The organism is Paenibacillus nanensis (assembly GCF_003583765.1).
GTDB lineage: Bacteria > Bacillota > Bacilli > Paenibacillales > Paenibacillaceae > Pristimantibacillus > Pristimantibacillus nanensis.
The window spans coordinates 75,185-99,631 of sequence record NZ_QXQA01000011.1 but is presented as its reverse complement, the minus strand read 5'-3'; the positions used below and the strand labels follow the sequence as shown (position 1 = coordinate 99,631).

General features: G+C 54.0%; 20 protein-coding genes. 3 read left to right on the top strand and 17 right to left on the bottom strand.

Annotation, left to right across the window (positions count from 1 at the left end):
- Positions 1 to 398 precede the first annotated feature (398 nt).
- The 7 genes from D3P08_RS17215 to D3P08_RS17185 all read right to left on the bottom strand — a co-directional run bounded on the left by D3P08_RS17215 (position 399) and on the right by D3P08_RS17185 (position 11,002).
- Entirely contained in the window at positions 399 to 2,264 is a 1,866-nt protein-coding gene (locus tag D3P08_RS17215) for a glycoside hydrolase family 20 zincin-like fold domain-containing protein (RefSeq protein WP_240647612.1), read from the bottom strand.
- A gap of 33 nt (positions 2,265 to 2,297) precedes the next feature.
- Positions 2,298 to 3,476 carry an N-acetylglucosamine-6-phosphate deacetylase gene (locus D3P08_RS17210; protein ID WP_240647610.1) on the bottom strand — a complete coding sequence of 393 codons (1,179 nt, stop codon included), beginning with the start codon at positions 3,474 to 3,476 and terminating at the stop codon, positions 2,298 to 2,300.
- Positions 3,477 to 3,493: 17 nt separating this feature from the next.
- Positions 3,494 to 4,276 carry a glucosamine-6-phosphate deaminase gene (locus D3P08_RS17205; RefSeq protein WP_119600948.1) on the bottom strand — a complete coding sequence of 261 codons (783 nt, stop codon included), beginning with the start codon at positions 4,274 to 4,276 and terminating at the stop codon, positions 3,494 to 3,496.
- 122 nt (positions 4,277 to 4,398) lie between these two features.
- A complete protein-coding gene (locus D3P08_RS17200) occupies positions 4,399 to 7,461 on the bottom strand; it encodes a CBM96 family carbohydrate-binding protein (RefSeq protein ID WP_119600947.1) in 3,063 nt (1,020 codons plus the stop codon).
- A gap of 106 nt (positions 7,462 to 7,567) precedes the next feature.
- The gene (locus D3P08_RS17195; protein ID WP_162848513.1) at positions 7,568 to 9,127 is read right to left on the bottom strand and encodes an extracellular solute-binding protein; all 1,560 of its coding nucleotides are present in this window, start codon (positions 9,125 to 9,127) and stop codon (positions 7,568 to 7,570) included.
- A 94-nt stretch (positions 9,128 to 9,221) separates the two neighbouring features.
- Positions 9,222 to 10,088: a carbohydrate ABC transporter permease gene (locus D3P08_RS17190; protein WP_119601042.1), complete on the bottom strand. Its 867-nt coding sequence runs from the start codon at positions 10,086 to 10,088 to the stop codon at positions 9,222 to 9,224.
- A 17-nt stretch (positions 10,089 to 10,105) separates the two neighbouring features.
- Entirely contained in the window at positions 10,106 to 11,002 is an 897-nt protein-coding gene (locus D3P08_RS17185) for an ABC transporter permease (protein ID WP_119601041.1), read from the bottom strand.
- A 430-nt stretch (positions 11,003 to 11,432) separates the two neighbouring features.
- On the opposite strand from D3P08_RS17185, the gene D3P08_RS17175 reads away from it, so the two are divergent.
- A complete protein-coding gene (locus tag D3P08_RS17175; RefSeq protein ID WP_162848512.1) occupies positions 11,433 to 13,706 on the top strand; it encodes an AraC family transcriptional regulator in 2,274 nt (757 codons plus the stop codon).
- 72 nt (positions 13,707 to 13,778) lie between these two features.
- On the opposite strand, the gene D3P08_RS17170 is transcribed toward D3P08_RS17175, so the two are convergent.
- Together D3P08_RS17170 and D3P08_RS17165 are read right to left on the bottom strand one after the other, a co-directional pair.
- Positions 13,779 to 14,438: a SurA N-terminal domain-containing protein gene (locus D3P08_RS17170; RefSeq protein WP_119600944.1), complete on the bottom strand. Its 660-nt coding sequence runs from the start codon at positions 14,436 to 14,438 to the stop codon at positions 13,779 to 13,781.
- An 82-nt stretch (positions 14,439 to 14,520) separates the two neighbouring features.
- On the bottom strand, positions 14,521 to 15,411 hold the full coding sequence (locus tag D3P08_RS17165) for a LysR family transcriptional regulator (RefSeq protein WP_119600943.1): 891 nt from the start codon (positions 15,409 to 15,411) through the stop codon (positions 14,521 to 14,523).
- Positions 15,412 to 15,522: 111 nt separating this feature from the next.
- Between D3P08_RS17165 and D3P08_RS17160 the strand changes: the two genes are divergently transcribed.
- Positions 15,523 to 16,806: an adenylosuccinate synthase gene (locus tag D3P08_RS17160; RefSeq protein WP_119600942.1), complete on the top strand. Its 1,284-nt coding sequence runs from the start codon at positions 15,523 to 15,525 to the stop codon at positions 16,804 to 16,806.
- A gap of 81 nt (positions 16,807 to 16,887) precedes the next feature.
- Here the strand turns inward: D3P08_RS17160 and D3P08_RS17155 are convergent, their stop codons facing one another.
- Positions 16,888 to 17,076, bottom strand: a complete 189-nt coding sequence (locus tag D3P08_RS17155; RefSeq protein ID WP_119600941.1) for a hypothetical protein — start codon at positions 17,074 to 17,076, stop codon at positions 16,888 to 16,890.
- 170 nt (positions 17,077 to 17,246) lie between these two features.
- On the opposite strand from D3P08_RS17155, the gene D3P08_RS17150 reads away from it, so the two are divergent.
- Entirely contained in the window at positions 17,247 to 17,696 is a 450-nt protein-coding gene (locus tag D3P08_RS17150) for a hypothetical protein (RefSeq protein ID WP_119600940.1), read from the top strand.
- Positions 17,697 to 17,752: 56 nt separating this feature from the next.
- On the opposite strand, the gene D3P08_RS17145 is transcribed toward D3P08_RS17150, so the two are convergent.
- From D3P08_RS17145 to D3P08_RS17115, 7 genes are all read right to left on the bottom strand, one after another.
- A complete protein-coding gene (locus tag D3P08_RS17145) occupies positions 17,753 to 18,673 on the bottom strand; it encodes an NAD(P)/FAD-dependent oxidoreductase (protein WP_119600939.1) in 921 nt (306 codons plus the stop codon).
- A 54-nt stretch (positions 18,674 to 18,727) separates the two neighbouring features.
- The gene (locus tag D3P08_RS17140; RefSeq protein ID WP_119601040.1) at positions 18,728 to 19,213 is read right to left on the bottom strand and encodes an RrF2 family transcriptional regulator; all 486 of its coding nucleotides are present in this window, start codon (positions 19,211 to 19,213) and stop codon (positions 18,728 to 18,730) included.
- A gap of 129 nt (positions 19,214 to 19,342) precedes the next feature.
- Complete coding sequence (locus D3P08_RS17135; RefSeq protein WP_119600938.1) at positions 19,343 to 19,888, bottom strand: VanZ family protein; 546 nt, start codon at positions 19,886 to 19,888, stop codon at positions 19,343 to 19,345.
- Positions 19,889 to 20,042: 154 nt separating this feature from the next.
- The gene (locus D3P08_RS17130; RefSeq protein WP_119600937.1) at positions 20,043 to 20,678 is read right to left on the bottom strand and encodes a GyrI-like domain-containing protein; all 636 of its coding nucleotides are present in this window, start codon (positions 20,676 to 20,678) and stop codon (positions 20,043 to 20,045) included.
- A gap of 175 nt (positions 20,679 to 20,853) precedes the next feature.
- Entirely contained in the window at positions 20,854 to 22,167 is a 1,314-nt protein-coding gene (locus D3P08_RS17125) for an ABC transporter substrate-binding protein (protein WP_119600936.1), read from the bottom strand.
- 151 nt (positions 22,168 to 22,318) lie between these two features.
- A complete protein-coding gene (locus D3P08_RS17120; protein WP_119601039.1) occupies positions 22,319 to 23,152 on the bottom strand; it encodes a carbohydrate ABC transporter permease in 834 nt (277 codons plus the stop codon).
- 4 nt (positions 23,153 to 23,156) lie between these two features.
- Complete coding sequence (locus tag D3P08_RS17115) at positions 23,157 to 24,062, bottom strand: carbohydrate ABC transporter permease (protein WP_119600935.1); 906 nt, start codon at positions 24,060 to 24,062, stop codon at positions 23,157 to 23,159.
- Between the last annotated feature and the right edge of the window lie 385 nt (positions 24,063 to 24,447).

Sequence of the window (24,447 nt, the reverse complement as noted above, 5' to 3'; positions counted from 1 at the left end):
CCAACGTACAGTGTCCCGCTAACTGCGCCATCCTGCTCCAAAATTACTGCAATTATGCAGGAATTTTCTAGTTAGTACCTTCTTTTAAGTAAAATTGCTGCGATTCTGCAGCTTTTTTGGCTGCCGTCCCCAAACATCTCCACAATTCAAAAAAAAATGATGCAGATTTGCAGGAACTTTGCTAAAAACGAACGTGCTGCGATAGAAATGATGCAGATTTGCAGGAACTTTACTGAATACGAACGTACTGCGATAAAAATGATGCAGTTTTGCAGCATTCGCAGACAGCCCACCATAAAAAAAAGCCCTCCGCTCTGGGACTGACCCCCGTTTTTGAGACAGGGGTCAAGAGGGGGGAGTCCCCCAGCGGATGGCCTTTTTTTGATTAGCAAAGCGTGCTATTCTTCGAGATTCATCCCGATCTCCCGGTAAATGGTGCGTTCCAGGTAGTCGTGCAAATAAAAACGCGACAGAACGAAGTGGGCGGCCATGTCCTCCGGCTGGTAACGCTCAAGCGCCGCCTGCATTCTCGGCCGGACATTGTCCCTTTTGCGGCGATTGCGCTGGTAGTTGTTCAGCAGCGATCGACGCTCGGCCGCATCGCCGGGAAACAGCTCCAAGCGGTACAAATATTTATGGATGGCTCGCGATTTGTCCGTCGCCACCTCATAATCGCGCATGATCGCGATGAGCTCCGCATAATCCCGATTGAGCTTCACCTCGTCCGTCAGCTTCCAAATGATATCGTAATAGTCCTCGATTCGGTAGTTCCCGAGCTTGCCATGGCCGACTTCCGGGCGAATGCCGTGGAATTGATGAAGGAAGCGGTCGATGAACGTATCGGCATCGCTCCTCCGGTTCCACGCCAAATCGGCGTGCAGCAGCATCGGATACCAGGTCGTCTCGAACACGCCGTACGGCACGCCGAGGCTGAACGGCCCCGTCCAATTGGTCGCCACAACGCAGTCGAGCTCGAGCTTTTCCGACGTTGCCGCCCACTGGAGCAGATTATCGACCCGGTTGACGATGACCGGGTAGTTCTGATGCTCCGCCCAGTCGAAGCTGCGGACCGCGGGAGCTCCCATTACCCGGATGCCGAGCCTCCGGAACTTCTCCGTCAAAGTTGAGACGTCCGAATCGATATTGCGGCCGTTATAGATCCAGATCATCGCGACGCTTCGTTTGTCGAGATGGCGAAGCTCCTCCTCCGGGCATTTATCCAGCATGTCATGCCAGAAGATCGGCGTCTTGCCGCGCTCAGCGGTAAACGCAATCAGCCGGTTCAGGAACGCGATGAACGCCCGCTCCCGCACGCCCTCATACCGCTCCCGGCACGCATCGCATTCGCATAGGCTGTAGACTTCGTCGCAGCCGAGATGAATATAGCGGGATTCCGGATGGCTCGCAATCATTTCCTCAAGCAGCCCGGTGATCAGCTGGTACGATTCTTCTTGCGACGGACAAATTTCGCCTATCGATTTCTCCGTTTCCCGCAGATGCTTGTACGAATCGTGCCGCAGCACGTACTCGAGATGACCGAAGCTTTGCTGCAGCGGAATGATTTCGATAAAATGCTCATGCGCCGCCAGCTTCAGCCGCTCGAACTGCTCCCGGCTGAGCGCATGCTTCGGATGAACAAGCTCAGGATACGCCGCGAACGGAAACTTGTCCTCGTATTCAATCAGCACCGCATTCGTCTTGTACCGGGCGAATTCCGCCAAATACGCCTCAAGCCGTTCCGGCTTGGAATACGTCTGCCGCAAATCGTAGTTCATGCAGCGTATTGCCGTGTCCGGCCAGTCAACGATCGTGACGGCGGGGATGTCCCTGTGCTGCTCCACTAGCTGGCGCAGCGTTTGCAGCCCATAAAACAGCCCCGCCGCATCCTGCGACTGGATGCCGATCGCGTCTTCCCCAACCTGCAAAATATAACCTTCCGGCTTGCCCTTTATCGCATCCATGCCGCCGACGGAAATGAAACGGTCTAGCGCGGACTGCTCCTTGACTCCGGTTTCGAAGCTGCTCTGCCCGCCGCTGTCCCCCGCTAAAACATGCTCCATTCGGACAGCGTACCCTTCCGCCCCTTCCCGCACACTGAGTTCCATGCCGGGCATCAGACGGCGGCAATGCAGTTCAAGCCTATCATCCCGCCGTTCCATAAGAAGCGTAACTTTAAGACGGCCGCCCCACGCAAACGCGCGGGGCGCCTCCGTCAGATGCTGCTGTTTTACTTGCGGTATAAATGAAGCGATCGATGATGTCATGTCTCTCCTCCTCCGTGGCATCCGTCCGCCAGCTTACTCCGACGCGTCCGGAATGCCTGCCTTGTATGTCGTAACAATTTTTAACGCATGGCCCTTCCTCTCGAATAAAACAAAATCCGCCGGCGCTCCTTCCGTCAAACCCGCCGCCTGCGGCAATCCGAGCAGCTCCGCCGGATGCGCCGATGCGAGGTCCCAAGCGCCGGCTAATGAAGCGAGCCCTTGGCCGGTCAAATAGGCAACCTGCTCCTTCAGCAGCATCGCCGAGCCAGCGAGCAGCTGCGGCTGCTCCGCTAGATGCAGCCGCCCCTCGGGGGTCAGCACGACGCTGCCCCCGATATGCGTGCTGTACGCTCCTGGCGGCATGCCGCTGAAGGACACCGCGTCGCTGACGACGACAGCCCGCTTCCCTTTCATCCGCATGATGACCTTAAGCACGGAAGGCGGGAGGTGAAAGCCGTCGGCGATCATACAGCCATGCAGCTCATCTGCGGCAAGCTGCTCCCATATCGGATTGGGGTGACGCGGCAGCATAGGCTGGATTCCGTTGCCCAGATGCGTAGACATCGTCGCTCCGGCCGCAACCGCCGCCCGAATCTGCTCCGGCGACGCCGCCGTATGCCCGATCGAGACGATGACCCCGCTATCCGCGCAGCGGGCGATAAAATCAGAAGCGCCAGGCCACTCGGGCGATAGGGTAACGATTCGGATCAGCCCCGCCGCCGCATCCTGCCACCCGCGAAAGACATCCCAGTCCGGGGGAGCGACATGCTCCGCGGGATGAGCTCCCCGCGCGCCGTCCGCCGGCGAAATAAAAGGGCCTTCGAGATGGATACCCGCCACTGCCGCCCTAACTTCCGGGAAGCGACGCGCCGCCAAGGCGATGGCCTGCACAGCCTGGCCGATTGCGGCGGCGCTGTTCGTAATGACCGTCGGACAGAAGGTCGTTACCCCTTCGCGCCGCAGCGCCCGGACCATGTCCGCCACAGTCTCCGGCATAAGCGGCAGCGTATTTACATCCAAGCCGAAGCAGCCATTCACCTGCAGGTCGACCAGACCCGGAGCGAGCCACGGAAGGCCTCCCCCGGAGTCCTGATCCGACAGCTCGGAAAGCGACTGAATGCGGCCTTCCCCGATGAGCAATTCAACAGCCCTTCCCGTCCGGAAATGCAGCCCTCGTACACGATGCTCGGCTTTCACCGCGCAATCTTCCATATCCGCTCCCCCTGTCACTAGCCGTCGAGTCCATAAGCGTCTTGATCGGTAAATAAGACCGCCGACGGGTGCGTGCGCAGAATGGAGGCCGGACAAGCCGTCGCAACGGGGCCGCGAAGCGTATCCATGACGGCTTGACGTTTGTGGCTGCCCGGCACGCTGCAGTAAAGCTTCGCCCCCGACATCAAAGCGGGAATCGTCAGCGTGACCGCGTGAGTCGGCACCGCAGCCAGCTCCGGGAAGCAGCCGTCGTTCACCTGCTGCTGGCGGCAGGCGAGATCAAGCTCGACGGCTTTAACCAGCAGCGGGTCCTCAAAGTCCGCCACGGGCGGATCGTTGAACGCGATGTGACCGTTCTCTCCGATGCCGAGGCAGACGATATCGATCGGCGCTTCCGCCAGCATAGCGGCATAGCGCTCGCATTCCCGCCGAATGTCGCCGGAGCTGTCGATGAGCTCCACTCTGCCCGGCTTTACGGCGCGGAACAGCCTCTCCGTCAAGTAATTGCCGAAGCGCTGAGGCGCAGACGCGGGCAGTCCGATATATTCATCCATATGAAAGGCGGTTACCTTGCCCCAGTCAATACCTTCCTCCCGAGCCAGCCCCTCGTAAAGCTCATTCTGGGAGGGTGCGGCCGCAAATACGACGCGCGCCTCCCCTTTGGCGGCGATCGCTTCCCGAATGCCGGCACCTGCGGAAGCCGCCGCGGCGAATCCCATCGCCTTGCGGTCCCGGTACACCCGTACCTGCAGCAGCCCTGCTTCCTCCGTCCGTTCCGGCCGAATCTCCATTTGTGCCATAAGACGTGTCTCCTCCCTCTTTTGAAAAAAGCTCCTGCTAAATCTTTATTCCTTTAATCTCTTTAGGTCTTCTATTTAGGCATTCTCATTAGGTCTTCTCTTTAGCTCTTCTCTTTAGATCTTTATGTGTTCACCATCAAGTACGGCCGATTCTCTTCCTTTTCCCTGCTGTTCAACCGAATGACGACGCCGGCCGTATTCGGGTCGCTCCACTGGAAGGTAAGCTGTCCTCCCGCCGCCGCTTGGCCCGCGACATAGCCGGTCACGTCCACGCTGTACCAGCCGGCCTCCGTCACGCGTACCGATCCCAGCGTCACGCCGCCTGCGGCAAGCCGGTTCGACCAGTTCAGCGCGCCTTCCTCCCACTGCGCGTTTCCGTACCCCTTCAGCGACAACGTAACCGCTTTGGACGGCGCCTCCGGCACATAAACATACAGGCTTGCTGAAGTGACAGCGGCCCCGAGGCCGTCTAGCTCCACCGTCATGTAAGCAAGCCGGTCCCCGCCGCCGTCGGCATTCGGAATATCCGCAGCCTCGAGCACCGGCTCCGAGCCGTAATTGGAGGCCGGGTTATGCTCGTGCACATAAGTATCCTTCACAACCGGAAGGGAAAGCTGCTGCCCGCCGCTTCTTTGAAGCCGCAGCAGATAAGCGTCCACACTGCCGTCCGCGTTATAGACCACAACGGAGACCGCAGACTCCCCGGAGCCGATAGCAACCGGCGCGGACGTTCCGCTTGGCACAACGCTGCCGTTCACCTTAATGACGCTGGATGCGACTGCAGCCGTTGGCGTGACGCGAAGCTCATGCGCCGCAGCCGGAACGGTCACCGTATACAAGGTGCGGCTGTTCTCGAAAGGAGCGTCCCACTCTCCTTCATCCAGCGTTAATCCGCTTAAGCCTGCAGCAGGAACAAGCGTCGTCGCGTGAGGTTCGTCATGCGCCTTGGCGTAATAGTAGCCCGGCGCTGCAATGCGACGAGGCTCGAAGCCGACCTGCCGGTCTGCGGCAATGAGCTCCGAAGTGAAGGCAACCGTCCCGGTGCCGCCGGCCGTCCCCTTCACATAACGTCCGCCCGAATGCGTGAACCGTCCTTCGACTGCCGCTCCCGCTATCGCCTCGCCCGTCGCGTAATCGACGACACGCATTGAAGCCGAAGCGTTCCCCGCGGCCGGCGAATAGCCGATGTTCATCTCACGGACGACGAGCGGCCGCAGCGTCGTATCGCTTGTCACAGCCGAGGTCTCGGCAGAGACCGGCCCAACGTTGCCGCTTAGATCGCGCGCAGCGACCTTATAGTAATAGGTCGTGTTCGGCAGCAAACCTGTATCCTGATAGGTTAAAGAACGGGATAATCCCGCGATATGATCGGCTGTCGGCGCGAAGCCGGGCTCCGTTCCCCGATATACAATATAGCGGTCGATTTCCAGATTATCGGACGCCATCCCGAAGCTTAAGTTGATCGTTTGATAATCTGCCGCTGCCGCCGACGGACCGCTTGAAACGGCGGAAGGCGGCTCATGATCCGAGTCCGGCCTCCACGTCACGCCTCCTTCGCCCCAATAAGAAGGCAGCATCCGGTAAGAATCGTAATGATGAACGGCGATGCCGCCGAACGCCGAACTTGCCCCGAAGGACGCGTACACTTTATCCAGCTCGGCCTCCATATGCGTGCGGCCTTCCTCCCAGAAGCTGATCGTCTCGGGATCGCCGCTATTCGCTATATCCAGCGTCTCTACTCCGATCACGACGGAGTTCGGCTTGCCGATCCGCTCGGCGTACGCGATCTCGCCCGCCGCTCCGGCGATAATGCCGGCGGAGCCGTCCGCCGTGTCGCGGTAATCCATAATCGAGATATAGTCGGAAATATCCTGCACATGCTCCGACAGCCATTTGGTTTCGCCGCGCCACGTGATATTCGCCCCCTGCTCGGAGGAGTCATACCATTTCGGCACAGCCGGGCCGAACGGAAGATTAATGCCCGCCGCGTCCCGGCGCGCGATCATTTTGCTCAGCCCCTCCAAATATTCCACCTGCAAAAACTTGCTCGGATCCTTGAAATCCGGCGAAATATAAGGCTCGATATCGACGTTGACGCCGTCGAATTTCTCGTTTTCCTTCTTCGCCGACAAATTATAGTTGATGATCTGCTCGAACTCCCTCACCGCATGCTCGTGATACCGCTCATAGGCGCCCATGTAAGCCGGGGACGTGCCGCCGGCAATTAAGGCATGCACCTTGAGGCCTCTAGCATGCGCCCAGCGCAGAAAAGAACGCAGCTCATTCGCCTGCTCCTCCAGCGCTCGATAACCCTGGTAGCCGCCTACCGCCAAATAAAGCGTCCGGACCGGCTCTGAACCGCCGAACGTCTCCGTATCGTTGATAAACTGCTCAAGCGCCTCCCGCGACCCTGGATTCATCAGGAGCCTGTAGCTCTCGGGCTCCCAAATCCACATCGCCCGGTCTTGGCTCGGCATATCGAACGGTTCGTTCGTTCCCTTCCCGACCTTCGCGTATACGGTATGGCTATAGCCGTAAAGTCCCGCAGCGCTTTCCGCCCTCGCTTCAATGCTCACCGTGCTGTCGCGATGCGGCCTCGTATTCCATTTCAGCGTGTAATCCGTTCCATTGAAGGCGGCCTTCTTCCAAGGCCCTTTGTTCACGCGAATTTCCACGCGCGAGATGGGCGTCCCGGACGAGACGTTGACCGCAATGTCCGCTTTGCCGTCCAACGATACGCCCTCCTCCGGGCTGACGATCGTGACGGATGGTTCCGCCGCATCCGGGTTCTGTACTTGCAGAACGGCCTTGCCGCTCCACACGCCGTACCTGGTCGTCACATCGAGTCCGCGCGCGGTCAGCTCGATTTCGCCTGCATGCCGCGACGCGTCAAGCACATACGACCAGCTTCCGGCATCATCGCCGTCAGGGTCGGACATGACGACGGCAGCCTGGCGCGTGCCGTTTATATAAAGCCGGACATCATAGACGCCGGCATAGCTGCCGCCGATCTCGACGCTGCCTCCGGAGACGGCCGCTCCGTCCGCGGGATAGTCCAGCGTTACGAACGGAGACCCGGCGCCTTCGCTCGATGCTGCGGCTGCCATGCCGGGGAAGACCAGCACAAAGCTCAACACCGTCATTAACCAAAAGCGGGAACGCCTAAAACGTGTAGCATGCTTCATCGAAAATCACCCTTCTATTTGAAATGGCGAAGCTTTCGTAAGTGATGCTGCAGCTCTCTTAATCGGAGCGCCTCCCTTGGGGAAGGGAGGCGCATCCATCGTCGTCTTATTTGATTTCCACATTTTGCATGCGGTCATAGGCCGCTTTGTACGTTTCCAGCAGCTTGTCGACGCCGAGATTTCTAATCTCTTCCACATACTTATCCCACTCGTCCAAGCTTCTCGAGCCGGTTACGAATTTGGCGAAGCTTTCGTCGCGGTGCTTTTTAACCGCTTGACCCGTAAGCGAGATCACTTCGTTTTCGCTTTCAGTGAAGGCAGGGCGCGGCTGCATGGCCGGCGGGTCATATTTGGCCGCTTCGGTATACGCCTTCTGCAAATCTTCGGTGAACAGCGACAGATGCGCGTCGAAGTCGATCCATGTATACGTGCCGCTCGTCTGCAGTCCTGTCTGCTTGCGCATTTCGGTTACGTCGGTGAACTCCGGCTTGAACTTCAGCGTCTCGCCTTCCTTCACATAGGTTTCTCCCTCGACGCCCCAGCTTGTCAGAAGACGGCCTTCCTCCGAATAGAAGAAATCCATATACTGCATAATGTCTTTAATCTGTTTGGAAGTCGAAGCGACGGTCAGGCCGCCCTCCATGTAATGGAAATACGGGTTTTGCTGCTTGCCGCCGGGGATGCCGGCCGGAGGCGCCATAAATTGCATATTGTATTCCGGGTTTTCTTGACGCATCGCATTGTTGAAGAAGTCGACACGGCTAATATAGTCGATCGTAACGAACGATTCGCCCGTCGACACCATGTCCTGCCATTGCTTTGTCTGCAGGGACAGAAAATCCGGAGGGATCAGACCTTCGTCGTAAAACTTTTTCCACATCTCAATCATCGATTTAAAATTGTCCTCGATCGGACCATAGCGCCATTCGCCCGAATCGTAGTCGAAGTACGCGCCTTCGCCGGTTCCGAAGTTTACCGCCATGTTCGTATTCATCTCGTCCGGAATTTGGCCGTAACGGATAGACAGCGGGTAGCTGTCCGGATATTTAGCCTTCAGCGCCTTGAGCGCCTCGTACAGCTCATCGTATGTTTTCGGAGCTTCAAGCCCCTCCTTCTTGAACACGTCTTCGCGGTACAGCCAGATCATCCGGTTCGTTTCGCCGAAGCCTTGGTTCGGGAACATATACATCTTTCCGTCGGAGGACAGCGCGGCCTTCGCTTCCTCCGGATATTGCTCAATCCACTTCTTCAGATTCGGCATCTCGCCGATATATTCCATAATGTCGACAAGCGCGCCGTCTTGGCCGAATTTATTCGATTCTCTGCGATTCGGCATATACATGAGGTCGGGCATTTCTCTCGAAGCGACAGCCAGGTTCAGCGCTTCGGCGAGCTTGCCGGAAGGCGTCTGCACCTCAAGGGTTACGCCGGTTTTCTCCTTCAGCCATTTCCAAATCGGCCAGTCCTCCGAATACGGGAACGTCGGATTGTTATCGAGCAATGCGGTAAACGTCTTGCTGGGCAGCTCCGTCTTTCCGCTGTTTGCAGCGCCCGGCTCCGTGCTTGCGCTTGGCGCCGCGTTGTTGTTCGAATTGTTGCCGCTGCAAGCCGCCAGCAGCGACAGCGCCATGACGGCGGCAAGGACTAGGGTGAACGATTTTCTCATATGCACAACTCCCCATGTTTTGGATGATGAATCAACGATACAAACGAAAATCTTCTTGCTGTCCTTCTTGAATCGAACCGAAGCGATCGTTCTGTCATCCTTTGACCGCTCCGATCATTGCCCCTTTGACAAAATACTTTTGAATAAACGGATACACAATCAAAATCGGCAGCGACGATACCATAATTGTCGCATACTTCAAGGATTCCTCAACAATTTGATTATCACCTCCAATTCGGGTTACATCTCCCGAGCTTGCGCTTCCGGCCAGCACCAGGTTCCTGAGCAGCACCTGCAGAGGGAACAAGTCCGGCGTGCGCAAATACAAGAGCGGAAACATGAAATTATTCCACAAGCCCACCGCGTAAAAGAGGGCGATTGTAGCGAAAGAGGCTTTGGACAGCGGCACGATAATGCGGAAAAAAATGCCAATGTCGTTCAAGCCGTCGATACGGCCGGACTCCTCCAGCTCCTTCGGAATACCGGCGAAGAAGGTCCGCATCAAAATCAGGTTCCAGGTGCTGACGGCGCCCGGCAGGACCATGCCCCAAATCGTGTCCACGAAGCCAAGGGAACGGACGACTAGAAACGTCGGAATCATCCCGCCGCCGAAAAACATCGTGAAGACGATCAGCATCGTGAACGTTTTCTGAAACGCCATGTCCTTCCGCGACAGCGCATAGGCGCCCATCGAGGTGACGATTAACGCGATTGCCGTGCCAAGGAGCGTGTAGACGACCGTATTGCGGAACGCGGTCCACATTTTCGGATCGCCGAGCACGAGCTCATACATGCCGAAATCAAGCCCTTTCGGCCAAATCGTTACCGCGTTTTTCATCACGTACACATCCTCGCTCAACGAGACGGCAAGCATGTGAAGGAACGGATACAGCGTAACGATAACAACAAACAGCAAGACAACCGTACTAACGACGTTAAATAAGCTGAACCGTTTTGCGATCAATGCCATCCCTCCTTCTACCACAGACTCGTCTCGCTGACGCGGCGGCTAATAAAGTTCGCGGTATAAATAAAAATTAAGCTGATAATGCCCATGAACAGGTCGATCGCCGCGCCGTAGCTGAAATTCCCCTGCTCCATGCCGACGCGGTACACATAAGTGCTGATAATGTCGGCCGTCTCGTAAATCGCCGGATTTTGCATCAGGAATACCTTCTCGAAGCCGATTTCGAGCACCGAGCCGATATTTAGAATGAGCGTAATGACAATGGCGAACGAGATGCCGGGCAAAGTGACATGCCACAGCTTCCGCATCCGACTGGCCCCGTCGATGCTGGCCGCCTCGTACAGCTGCGGATCGACGGCGGTCAGCGCCGCCAAATAAATGATCGTCTCCCAGCCGATGTGCTGCCATATTTCCGAGATGACATAAATCCAGCGGAACATGCCGGGCTCATTCATGAAATTGATCGGCTTAAAGCCGAACGCCTGAATAAGCTCGTTAATCAAGCCGCCGGTCGGCGACAGGAACATAATGACCATGCTTGCCACGATGACATTCGATATGAAATGCGGCAAATAGCTGACCGTCTGAACGAACCGCTTGAAGGCCGCTTTTCTCACTTCGTTTAGCAGCAGAGCCAGAATGATCGGCGCCGGGAATCCAAAAGCGAGATTATAAACGCCGAGGAGAAACGTGTTCTTCATTAGCAGAAAGAAATCCGGATTCTCGAAAAACATGCGATAATACTTAAAGCCGACCCACTCGCTTGCCCAGACGCCCTTAAACAGGTTGTAATCTTTAAACGTAATGACGAGTCCGAACATCGGCGCATAGCGGAATACCAGATAATAAATGAGACAAGGCAGGAACAGCAGCCATAAATATTTGTTGTGACGCCACATCCGCCTCATTCTGCCAGGTCTGCGCTGCTCGGGAACGGCGATCTCGACGTCGTCGATCAAATTTGGCGCTGCGCTGGTCTGAGCCATACACATCCCCCTTATGTTAGTTTTTGCGTTAGGTTTTCTGACAGATTGGCCAAATCCTCGTGATTGAAGTATAAAGCCATAATAATCATGAAATAAATCCTCACATAAACATCCGAATCGACTTTTTATCGGATATCGGCAGAGATGTGTATAAATGATGAAAAGTGCATATTGTTCGGATGGCGCCAATCCCGTTAATATAAAAATTACAAATAGAATCTCGGCTGACGCCGTTCTTCTTGGGCGCCTGCGCGCCTTGCGGCAAAGCATGCGAGCATAGCGAGAAGGCGGGCATATGCGGATATTTTCGAACATCTGCATATGCCCGCCTATACCGGAGGGGGTTCAACTGATGACGCAATCAACCAAGTTCAAGCTAAGCCTTAGATCCAATACGCTGCTCGTCAAATTGATCGTTAGCTTTCTCATCGTCATCCTGCTTCTTGCGGCCTTTAACGTGTTTTCGTTTCTCTACCTGCGGAACAAGCTGTACGATGAGATCGTCAGATCGAACGAGCTTGGCATCGAGCAGACAGTGGAAAGCTACGAAAATCATTTCCGGTTGACGCAAAGCATGATTTTGTCCCTGACCCAATCCGACAGGTGGATCGCCAATATCGGCATTCTGAGCGAGGTGTCGCAAAACCGCCGCTACGATAAAATGAACGAGGTGAAGGAAGAGCTGTCGGAGCTGTATAACAACCCTTTTCTGCACTTCGATAATTTCATCTTATACTTCAAAAAAGCCGGCTTCGTGCTCGAAAAGGAAGGAACCAGCAGCACCAAGGACATGTTCTCCAGCTATTACGCCAGCGAGGCTTACCCTCCCGGCTTCTGGGACACCTTAACTGACGATAATTTCTTTATGCGCATCTTGCCCGCGGCCTCATTTACCGAGAAGTCGATGAACAGCATCCGCTCGCTCGGCATGCAGATGCCCATCGTAATCAAAGCCGCTCCCCACGATGACGTGCTCTGCATCATCATGGTAAATCCGCGAAAGCTATATTCGGCTTACGCCAACACGGGAGAGCCCTTCTACATGCTGGATCAAGAAGGCCGGCTGTTGTTCGCTACGCACGATACCGTCGACATCCGGACTCCCGCGGCCATTGGAGAGGGCAAGCAGTTCGAACGAAGCGGCGGCAACTACTATTTCTATGAACGCGGGTCTGACACCGGATTCACGTATGTGCGCGTGGCACCGATCACAAATATTAGCTCCGAAATGCTGAAGCTGAACATGCTGCTCGTGACCCTGCTCGCCGCGGCGATCCTTATCAGCGTACTGAGCTCGGTTTGGTTCAGCTTAAGGCTGAATCATCCGCTGAAGCGCATTATCGATATGCTGGAATTGAAGCAGACGCAGCCTCTGCCGGCCAGCAATATTAAGGAATTTGCCATAATAAGCGATCGGATGAGCAGCATGATGCATACGAATGAGCGTATCCGTATGGATTTGGACCGCAAAAATAACCTAGTGCGCCAGTACGCCTATACGAATAAGGTCAAAAACATCCCGATGAATCTGAATTTGAAGGAGCTTGAAGATGCCGTGCAGCAGCACGGCCCTTACGCTGCGGTGCTTTACGAAATCGGATTCAAAAATAAAGATTCGGAATACGACCAAGAGATTCAGCTGCTGCGAAAGCTCGTACACGGCTTGTTCGCCACTCCGGAAGGCGAGGAGCCGGTTACGCTGCAGATCGAGCATAACCAGCTTATGACCATTCTGTTCAATCCCGGCTCCCAAAGCGACGTCCTGCGCGTGCTGAATCTGCTGAAGGAGCTGCTGCAGGCGGAAGACTATATGTGTCTCACCATTGCGCTAAGCCCCGTTTATTCGGAGGACACCCACTTCACCGTGGCTTACGAACGGCTGCGGCAGCTGCTGAAGGCGAAGCGGCTGACAGGCGAGACGCAAATTATTATCGAGCCTCGCTCCCTTAGTTCTAGCACAACCTCTCTCGGCCTAAAGGTCGGCCAGCGGGAGGAGCTGCTTGCGCGCCTCCAATCCGGAAGCGAGGAAGCGGTGTTCGAATGGGTCGACCGGCATCTCGACCAGCTTGTCAAAAAAGACGCAGCCGCGCTGGATTTTCAGGCGTACGCCCGAGGCGTGGCGGAGCAGACGGAGAAGGCGCTGGCAAAGCTCAACGCCTGGGAACAGGCGGATGCCGCCAGCCGGCCAGACATGAATTCGCTGGAAGCTCTCTATTCCGCCGAGCAATACAGACAGTGGTTCCGCGAGCTCATCCGCCCTGCGCTCGCCGCCATTCGCGAGAGGACGGAGACGAAGGACCCGATTACAAGCTTCGTGACCGATTATTTGAACAGCCATTTGAACGAGGACATCAATCTGGATCTTGTAGCCGATAAGCTGAATATTACGCCTGGCTACTTGTCCAGCTATTTCAAAGAAAAAACCGGCACGAATTTCAGCGACTATTTGAACGATCTCCGCATTAACCGCGCCAAGGAACTGCTCCTGAATTTGGAGCTGCGCATTCAAGATGTCGCGGGCCAGGTCGGCTATCACAACGTCAATTCCTTCATCCGCATGTTCAAACGTTACTCCGGCATTACGCCGGGCGAATACCGCAAGCGCAACGTCGGCGGTCATACGTAAAGAAACAGGGCATCGCCTTTTGGCGACGCCCTGTTTCTTGGTTACCGGAAGCAAATGAAACACGGAAAGCGGTTAATTGCTAAGGTTAATGACTAATGTTTCTCTTTGGGATTGCAGCAGATCGTCCTCATATTTGGCAAACCCCTTCATATCGTGAATCTGTCCTTCTGACTTTAATGCTGTAAATATCTTTCCCAGGTAGATCGATTTCCGGTACTCGTCTTTGATGAGCTCACTGGTCCAAAATTGATCTTCTGACATACCCGTCATTCGTATTCTATTCTTCATTAGATCTTGAACGAACTCACCGTCCTCACCAGTGGCATGTTCTAACGTATCTCTCTGGTACCGGATAGCCTCCTCAATCTCCGATTCGGTTACGGCAATACCGCGTTTTATCGCGTCAAGCACTGCTAGCTCCTTTTTTATTAGCACGTCTAACATTTCACCATCCGTCATTAGACTGCTCGTTGCGGGGTGCAGCTCGTTTTGCAGTTCCAGATTAGCCTTATAAAATAAAAATCGTTCTTGCGTAATCTTGATATCCGGCCCTTCCGCAACATAGCCGCTGACTCGGTCTTTCTTCGATTTCATTTCATGAAATGCTTTTTCAATAATCGCTTCTTTCTCGGCTAACGTACGTTTTGCGGTTGAAGCATGGGCAGCAGCAGCAATTCCGGCGATCAGAGCGATACCAACTATGGCTAAAACGAAAATTTTCCTTTTCCCCATAATCCTCCTCCTCCTCCTCTTGCGGGAACCTCTCTTCTACTCATAACAACTTGCACAGGTTTATAGTTGCAGTTTTTCCTGATTATTTTTCATTAATGGGCAAAAACTCCAAAAACCGTTTCGCCGCCGCAGATAAGGGAACCCCTTTCAGCGTAGCGATGCCGACGTGACGTTCCGGAATTGGAGGAGCTAACGGAATTTCCACAAGCTTGCCGCTTGCAAGCTCTTCCTCTATAAAATTCCTTGTCACAAACGTCAGACCGAAGCCGCTTTGCGCGAATTGAACGAGCAGGTCCAGGCTCCCGAGCTCGAACTCGGGCTTTAGCTGAACGCCGTTCGCCGCTGCGTAAGCATCCAGAAAACGGCGGGTGCTGCCGCCCGGCTCCAATAGCAGCAGCGGATACTGCTTCAAGTTCTCCAGAGGAAACGGCCGCCTAGCGAGCTCCGCGTATGCCGGATTGCCGATCAGACATTCCTGCAGCGGCACGCTTGCGCGAAATTCCGCTTTAGGATCCTCGGCAGGCAGGTTCACAATGCCGAAATCGATCTGACCATCCTTCAGCAGCGCGATCGTCTCCGGCGTCGTTCGATTGGTGACGCGCACCCGAATATCCGGGTACTGCCGATGAAACCGCTCGAGCTGAGGCAGCAAAAAATGCTTACAGAGCGTGTCGCTTGCGCCAATATTGATTTCTCCGTACGCAAGATTCTGCATTTCGGCCAGCTTCTTCTCCCCAAGCTCCAGCAGACGGAAAGCCTCCTCCACGTAGCGGTAAAGCTCCTCGCCCTCCGTCGTCATCGTCACACCTCGAGCCGAGCGAAAAAACAACGGTCCGCCTAAGCTTGCCTCCAGCTGCTTCAGCGTATGGCTGACAGCCGGCTGCGTAATATGAAGCTTGTCCGCCGCCTTCGTCAGGCTGCCTAGCTTGGCTGTCCAATAAAACACGCGATACCATTCCGTATTATGATCCATTAATCATTACCCCTGTTTATATATCCTATTATTAATATCAATTTCACTAATACCCTTACCGCGAATTATAATGAGACCTGCAAAGGAAAACAAGTGCGGGAGGCATGCCACATGACGGTTACGGCCATAGTCGGGGCGAATTGGGGAGACGAAGGAAAGGGTAAAATGACAGACGTATTGGCGGCAAAGTCCGCTTACGTCGTCCGTTATCAAGGAGGCAGCAATGCGGGGCATACGATCATTAACGATTACGGGAAATTTGCATTGCACATGCTGCCGTCGGGCGTATTTTACGAAAATGTAATCAATGTGATTGGGCCGGGAACGGCTCTTGACGTCGACGCTTTCTTAAGCGAACGCGAGCAGCTGCTTGCAAGAGGCGTGCCGGATCCGAAAGTTCGCGTATCGGACCGAGCTCAGGTGGTGCTGCCGCTGCACCGGATGTTTGATGAGCTCGAGGAGGAACGGCTTGGCGCAAGAAGCTTCGGCTCGACGAAACAGGGGATTGCTCCCTTCTACTCCGACAAATATGCCAAGCTCGGCGTTCAAGTGGCGGATCTATTCGATGAAGCGAGACTGCGGGAAAGACTTACCCAGTCGCTTGAAGCTAAAAATGTGCTGCTCGAGCATCTTTACGGCCGGGAGGCTCTTCGTCCCGATGACTTGATTCCCGCGCTATTGGAGCAAGCGGAGAAGCTGCGCCCTTTCGTATGCGACACGTCGGCCATGCTTCATGAGGCTTATACCAAGGGAGAAACGATCCTGCTGGAGGGGCAGCTCGGCGCGCTGCGGGATCCGGACCATGGCATCTACCCGTTCTCCACATCCTCGTCCACGCTAGCAGGCTTTGCGCCGGTAGGCGCCGGATTGCCGCCATATGCGGTTTCAAACGTTATGGCCGTCACCAAAGCTTACTCCAGCTGCGTCGGCGCCGGCCCCTTCATATCCGAGCTGCATGGCGCGGAAGCAGAGGAGCTTCGCCGCCGCGGCGGCGATGCCGGCGAATTCGGCGCGACAACCGGCCGTCCCCGCCGGGTCGGCTGGTTCGACGCGGTCGCGACCCGCTACGGCTGCCGAGTGCAAGGCGCGACGGAGGCCGCACTCACCAATCTGGATGTGCTCGGTTATTTGGATGAAATTCCGGTTTGCACAGGGTACGAACTGGAAGAAGGCGAAGTTACGGATGAGTTCCCGGTCAGCGCGAAGCTGGATCATGCGAAGCCTATTCTGAAGCGCCTTCCAGGCTGGAAAAGCGATATATCGGAGGCGCGTTCCTTCGATGAGCTCCCCGAAGCGGCGCAGCAATATGTGTTATTGATCGAATCGCTTATTCGTGTAAAAATCTCTTATGTCTCTGTTGGACCGAAACGCGAGCAGCTGATTGCTAGAGGCTAAACCAATAGAAACGGCATGCCGAGGGACAGAAGTCCGCTCTGCATGCCGTATTTTTTTGCTCCGTTTGATTTGCCGCTTAATCTAATCTCCAATCCCATCCCGCTCCATCTTATTGGAGGCATTCGACTTTTCCGCCTTCTGCGGCTGCGCCGTTCCGGTCTTCTCTTCCTCCGTAAACAGCCCGAATTCCGGATCGATATCCCTCTCCGTCACCAAGCCTTCATGCCGCACGGCATCCGGCAGCTTCACGCGCTGCTCTTGCTCATCCATAGCAGGATCGCTCCTTCATCGAAAAGATATGGTCGATGTTGGCATAGATTACCCAAAAACGAAACAGCTTACTCCTCTCGAGAAGGCGAAATCTTTTAACTCAAAATTCCAATTATATGGTACATTTAGAAAAAAAGAGTTGCCAGCTCAAGGTTGGGAGGAGAGCCGCTTTGAGAAATACATTCGTAATCTTTTTATTGATCTTGATCCTTATGTCCGCCTGTTCCAAAGAGAAGGAATTTGTTCCGGAGACCTACTACCATTACAGCGGGGAGATGATAAGCCTTATTAACCAGCATGGGAACGAGTACGCCGAAAAAGACGGGATTCTATACACGCTCATGCTGCTCAAGTTCCGTCCGCAGGAACCGGGTTTTGAAAAATTTTTAGAGCAATACAGCCAGCACCCCGGAAAAGAAGGCCATGTCGTCCTTACGAAACGAACGAAAATTTATGAACAAGACAACGATTCCTCCAAAACGACCATTCCCATTTCGACCTTGATGGCCGCGGTAAAACCAGTATTTTCAGAAGACTACCCGGACATTGAAATGTGGGTCGCTCCGTTCAAAGCTAACCCTTATGATGTAGAGGCCATTGAAGTTATTTTAAAAAGGTAGAAGCCAGGTCGCAAGGAAGCTCTTGCAGCCTGGCCCTACTTTTGGTTTCTTATGCTTTACAGAGACTCTTCCCTTCGTCCCCACGCTTCCATATTCAGCTCATTATTCATCGCCGCAGCGGTGAATGCCCCGAGTGCGGCCGCGGAGATCGCCTGGTAACGCCTTGATGCGGAGTCACCCGCGCTATAGACGCCGGGAACGTTCGTTTTCCCGAACTCATCTACGACAACCATACCTGAATCGGAGACCTCACAGCCTATCGCCTTTGGCAGATCCGAGCCCGTAACGAGCTCCGGCTTGAAGAAGATTCCCTCGCATGGTATGACCGTTCCATCTTCAAGGACCACTTGCCGCACCATCCCGTCCGCCGAATCGATGAATTGAATGGGCGACTCGAATACCGGAACTCCGTGCCTCTTGAGCTCTTCCCGCTCCTCCTCCGTCAACCCATCCGGCCCGTTCGTGCAAAAGGTAAACCGGTCCGTCCATCCGGAGATCAGCTTTGCGAAATGCATCGCCTCGCCCCCGCTATTGATGATCACGAGGGGCTTATCCCGCAATTCCCACCCATCGCAGTAGGGGCAGACAAAAGCGCTTTTCCCGTACACCTCGGCCAGGCCGTTGATGGAGAGAGGCTGATCCTTCATGCCGACGGCGAATAATATTTTTGCACTGTGAACAATTTGTCCTCGCGCCGTCTCTATCCGGAAATTGCCGTCCGTTCCCGTAATCGACACCGCCGTGTCCTCTATAAAGGAAACGGTCGGATAGGCGCTGATTTCTTCCTTCGCGATCCGCCGAAATTCGCTTGGACTAATGCCATCGCGAGTCAGAAACCCATGCGCCTCGCGCGTTACCCGATTCCGTGGACGGCTATCATCGATTACCGCAACTTTTTTTCTTGCGCGCACCAGCATAAGTGCTGCATTTAGCCCTGCCGGGCCGCCGCCAATTACCGCTACATCAACATTTCCCATTTACAAGCACCTCCATGGATCTCCAATGTCCATAATTAAACGACAAGAAGCTTATCACTTCTTGTTTGCTTCACATTGGCCTCGTTTGGAGGCCGCGTCTAATACAGTCTGAATCGTATGCTCCCTCAAGTATTGATACAGGTGCTCTTCCGCGCCGTCCATTACCTTTTTCACGAGACATTCATTATGGCCGGATTCGCTCTGATTCCCCTCAGACGCCGTTTCTTCCGCCAATATACGATGCTGCCGCGAGCTCAGATTCGAGCATTCGAATAACTGCTGCCTTCCCTCGATCACCTGGATCACATCAAGAAAAGTAATCTGCTCCGCCGAGCGCGCAAGCTCATAACCGCCGTTTACTCCCGGGACAGCCCGTACGATACCATCTTGTCTCAGCTTGGACATGATTTTGGATAGATAGCTGTCCGAAACGCCGAGTGCCGCAGATAATTCCTTAATCCCGATGTTGTGTTTACGATCCGAATGCGCCAAATGAATTAAGGCATGCAGGGCATAATCGGTGCTTTTGGAAAACTGAATGGCCGCTCTCTCCTTTCCCGATTCGTCAATTATGGATATGTAATGTCCATTATAGCGAGTTGAAAAGACAATTGCAACAACATCCAACAAGTTCAGGGAATCCGCAGAACATAGGCTATAAACGCCTTATTACCGCGATCGCGCTTCCACTAGGCGACGTTGTCCTATTCTACGTGCAATTATCGCCCCGGCAGCCCATCCAATAACAGCTCCAAAACCATTAAGGATAACATCATTGACAGCGGATACCCTTCCAAGCGGGAGGTAGTACTGAAGCGTCTCAATCATCGCAGACAGGCACAGCGTCGCGACAACGAATAGGAAGAAAGACCTCGCCTTAAATCTCAACATTAAGAAAAAGGCCAGCGGGAAAAAGAGTGCTGCATTTATCATACTCTCAATATCACCTCGAAAAAGCAGTCCTGTTTTTAATGTGGAGTCAAATATATATCTTTCATGCAAATGGGTCGGACATAATGTTATAAATCCAATTAGGAATAGAAAAAAACAAATACCAAACTCTAAAAGAGACTTGTTCCTTGCCCCTATTGGATTTCCATTTTTCAATCTGTACACGAACAGGATTAAGAACGCGATGCTTAGGCAAACAACAGTAGTTATTAAAAACGGCAAATAACCGTTATAAATCCGCCAATATTGAATCAATTGGTCCATTTGAATCCTCCTTTGAGCTCCGATCGCTAAGACTCAAAAGTAAGAACGTTGAAATCCATGCTGATGTGGCAGCGACTTCTAAATAAAAAACCGCCCAGTAACAGGCGGTAAATGAATCTCCGTTCGTATCCTTTTTCAAAAGGAACAGTTGGTTCTACTCCCTAATACCGGCTTTATGCACAGGGAATCGCAGCACCGTTTCCAGCTTTGACGGCTCGGTCTTGCGGGGATCCGACAAATAAATTTCCCGGTGGAGTTTACTTGTGCGAATATATCCCTCTTCTGTACAAAACGCTTCCATGCGGGCAAAGCTATCCGGCTCGTCGTCAAAGCTTCCAAGATGCATCATTTGGCAGCTTAGACCATCCTCGGCATAATCAAAGCGAATCGTCTCAAGGAACGGATTTGATTTTTTCTTTTTCACCTGCTCCAAAAAACGTTGAAAAAGCTCCTCCGTCATAAAATCGGGCTGGCGGATCATAATGGTGTATTTGAAATTGCTTTTGTTCGTCGCAGGTATCGACCGGTCAACCAAGTCCCATTCGCCCTCAAGCGGAAAAACCGTATATTCATAATATCCAGCAGGCACGTTTTCGCTCTTGTAAGACATACGCACGGCGTAGCTCATACTGTATAAAGCTTCTGTTGCCAAGGCGAATTCCTCTCCGTTAGGATCCCCGGAACCGCTGACCATAAAAAACGGCATCCTCGGCACTTGCACAATCTCCGGCGATGTTTTCGGCACATAGAGTGGTTTGAAATCTTTTTTATAATCTACCTTTTTGCTCAATGCCAACTTCCCCTTTTCGAACGACTATGGTCTCATCCCTACCAGCGGCACCGTGATGTCAACCAGATTATAGAACAAATGTTCGTATAAGTCAAATATTAACGCCTGCCTGCGGACCAAAAATAAAAACCGCCAAGCAAGCCTTAGCTTGCCGGCGGTCTTCTAGCCCATTATATTAGTTCCCTACAATATCCCGAACAGCGGCGTCGAGCTTTTCAAGCAGCTGGTCGCCCGTGATCTGCTTGCCGAGGTACTCCTGCATCGCCGAGCCCCATTGCTGCGTGATGCCGTCCGGGAAGCGGTCCCAGTTCCAGCTTTTCACTTGGCCAGGGTTGGCGGCGGAGAATGTCGCGAAATCGGCCGCGATATCGCCTACTGCCGCAGGATCCGCTTCGATCGAAGTCAGCGCCGGCACGAATTTGAAGTCTGTCGCGATGTAACGTTTGCCTGTCTCGGAAGTTACCATCCAGTTCAGGAACGCTTTTGCTTCTTCCGCATGCTCGGACTTATTGTTCACGATCCAGTTGTTCGGAACGCCCGTGAACACGTTCGGAGCGTCCAGAAGCGGCACAGGCATCATGCCCAGGTTCAGCTCCGGATCGACTTCATCGACCATGCCTTGAATCCAGTTGCCGTGTTGGATGATAGCGTATTTGCCGGCGGCGAATTCCGCCACTTGCGTATTGTAGTCTGTCGTCAAAGCGTTGTCTTGGCCGTTCGCGAACATGATGTCCACGAGCTTGATCCATTCCTTCATAATCGGATCATCCTTCAGCGTCGCTTTGCCCGCTTTCACGTCCTCGATAAACGCCGCAGGATCCGGCTGGTTCGCCAGCGCGATGTTCAGCGTGTGGATCCCCATCGACCACCACTCGGACGTAAGCGCGAATGGCGTAATGCCTGCCGCCTTCAGCTTCTCGGCCGCTGCCGACAGCTCATCCAGCGTCTTCGGCAATTCGGTGATGCCCGCCTGGGCGAACAGATCCTTGTTATACGTAAAGCCGTAAGCTTCGAGGTTCATCGGCATGCCGAGCAGCTTGCCGTCGCGCGTAATTTGCGCTTTGGACGCTTCGACCAAATCCTTCGCCCATGGCTCGCCCGACAGATCCGTCGCGCGGTCCACATAAGGATCGAAGCCCGCCCAGCCGCTGGAGTTGAAGATTTCCGGCTCTTCGCCTGCCGCCAGCTCCGCTTTGAGCAGCGCGCTGTAGTCCTCGCCGCCGCCGTGCGTCTCGATTTCAACCTTTACGCCGGTTTCTTTCTCATATTCTTCAGCCATTTTCTCGAGCGCTTCCGCGATCTCGACCTTGAATTGGAACACTTTAATCGTAACATCCTTCTTCGGCGCCTCTGTCGTCTCCGCGCTTGCGGTCGGATCCGCGCTGCTTCCCCCTGTGTTGCCATTGTTTCCGTTGTTGCTGTTGCCGCATCCGCTTGCCAATCCGACAAGCATAACAGCCGATGCAAGCAGCATCATCATTTTTTTCATAGCGTTAGACCTCCCAGGTTTATTCTCGCTATCGCTGCGGGCTGCAGCGTTTACATCGCCATTATAGTTGTGCAACGAGTTGGCATAACACCGACGATATTGAACGAATAGGTGTAAAATGTTGACGACTCTGCGAATGAAAGTCAGTTTTTTACCCTTTTACGGAGCCGGCCGTAATGCCTTCGATAATGTGCTTCTGCAGCAGAAGGAAGAAAATAATGATCGGGATCGTGCTCAGCGTAAGCGCCGCCATCGCAAGGTCCCACTTCCGTAAATATTGGCCGAAAAACTTCTGCACCGCAAGCGGAATCGTCGTCATCGCGTCATTAATAACAAGCACCGGAAGCAAATAATCGTTCCAAATCCACAGCACGTTCAGAATCGCGACGGTAACGCCGATCGGCTTCAGCAGCGGGAACACGATCCGCCAGAACACGCCGTACGGCGAGCTGCCATCCACAACCGCCGCTTCCTCAATCTCCACCGGCACCGACTTGATGAAGCCGTGGTATAGGAACATGGAAAGCGAAATGCCGAAGCCCAGGTAGCAGATCACAATGCCGTAAAATTCGCCCCGCAGCTCGAACATCGACGTGATGCGCATAAGCGGCAGCATGACCGACTGGAACGGAATGATCATCGCCGCAACCAGCGCGGTCAGCAGCAGCTTGTTGAAGACGGTCGGCCTTCGCACCAGCCGGTAAGCCATCATGGAACTGATGATCACCAGCAGCAGCACGCTGACTGAAGTGATCAGGAAGGAATTGAGGAATACTTTCGGGAAATCGATTGCGACCCACGCCCGATGGAAATTATCGAACCCAAACGCTTCGGGCAGCGAGGCCGCGTTCAGCAAAATATCCTTCAGCTTTTTGAAAGAATTAACGAGCAAGAAGTAGAACGGCACAAGGAAGATCAGCGCCGCCGCAATGCCGAGCAGCTCGAGAGCGAAGCTGGCCGGCGTATATCTCGGTTTTGCAGCCATCATATTACGCCTCCACCTCCCGCTTCTTCGTGAACCACACCTGTGTGATCGTGATCAGCGCGACGCCGAAGAAGAAGATCATCGCTTTGGCCGTGCCAAGCCCATAGCGGTTGTTAACAAGCGCTTCGCGGTAAATGTTAAGCGCGATCGACTCCGACGAGTTTCCCGGACCGCCGCCTGTCAACGACAGGTTCAGGTCGAACATTTTGAACGCGTTCGAGGTCGTCAGGAACAAGCAGATGGTGATCGCCGGCATAATAAGCGGCACGAGCACCGATCTAAGCAGCTGCCATCTTCCCGCCCCGTCTATGCGGGCCGCCTCCAGCAGATCCTTCGGCACCCCGATGATCGCTGCGATATAGATGATCATCATATAACCCGCCGTCTGCCAGACAAATACGATTACCACGCCCCAAAACGCGGTATTCGGCGTGCCCAGCCACTGCAAATTGAAGAAGCCAAGTCCCGTCGCTTCGCCGATGGCGCTGAAGCCGCGGGTGAAAATAAAGTACCAGATATAACCGAGAAGCAGTCCTCCGATCACATTCGGCAGAAAAAATACGGTGCGGAGCACGCCTCGGCTTTTCAAGTTCTGCGTCAGCAGAAGCGCCAGAAGGAAGGCGATCAAATTGGTTATGACAACAGCAGCCAGCGTGAATTTGGCCGTAAACCAGAAGGCCTGCCAGAATCTGGGGTCGTCCGTCATAATGCGGGTAATGTTGGCCATTCCCGTCCACTTGGCGCCGTCCAGGTCAAGCCCATCCCATTCCGTAAACGTATAATAAAAACCCATAGCGAACGGCGTCAGCACGATGAGTATAAAAGCAAGCAGCCCCGGTCCTACAAAAATGGTCTGCTGCATCCATTCGCTCCATTTGACGGGCCTTGGGCTATGCGATATTTTGGCCATCCGATCTCTCCCCTTTCGTCTCTGTGTTCTCAGTATAAAGCGAGCCGAGAAGCGCAGCGACAGAGGATGATGAACAGCTAGGTGGAATATATTGACCTCTATGCGGGTTATCGGTTACTGTTGATCCAAGAACGACATCCTTCGCACTATAGTGCGAGTTCAAAAAGTCCAGTTTTCAGCACCGAGAATAGCCGATGAAGCTAGGACATGAGGAGCGGTCAACGTTTTCGAAGTAAACGACGTCGTCAGCATCCGCTTAGTTCCGGCCAATATCGGGCCCCGCGAAAGTAATCGGATGTTCTTCGGAGCTTCTCTTCACTTACGTGGGTATATGAGATATTCGATGTCGAGCAAGCTTCACGATACGCTTCGTGATCAAAAGCGG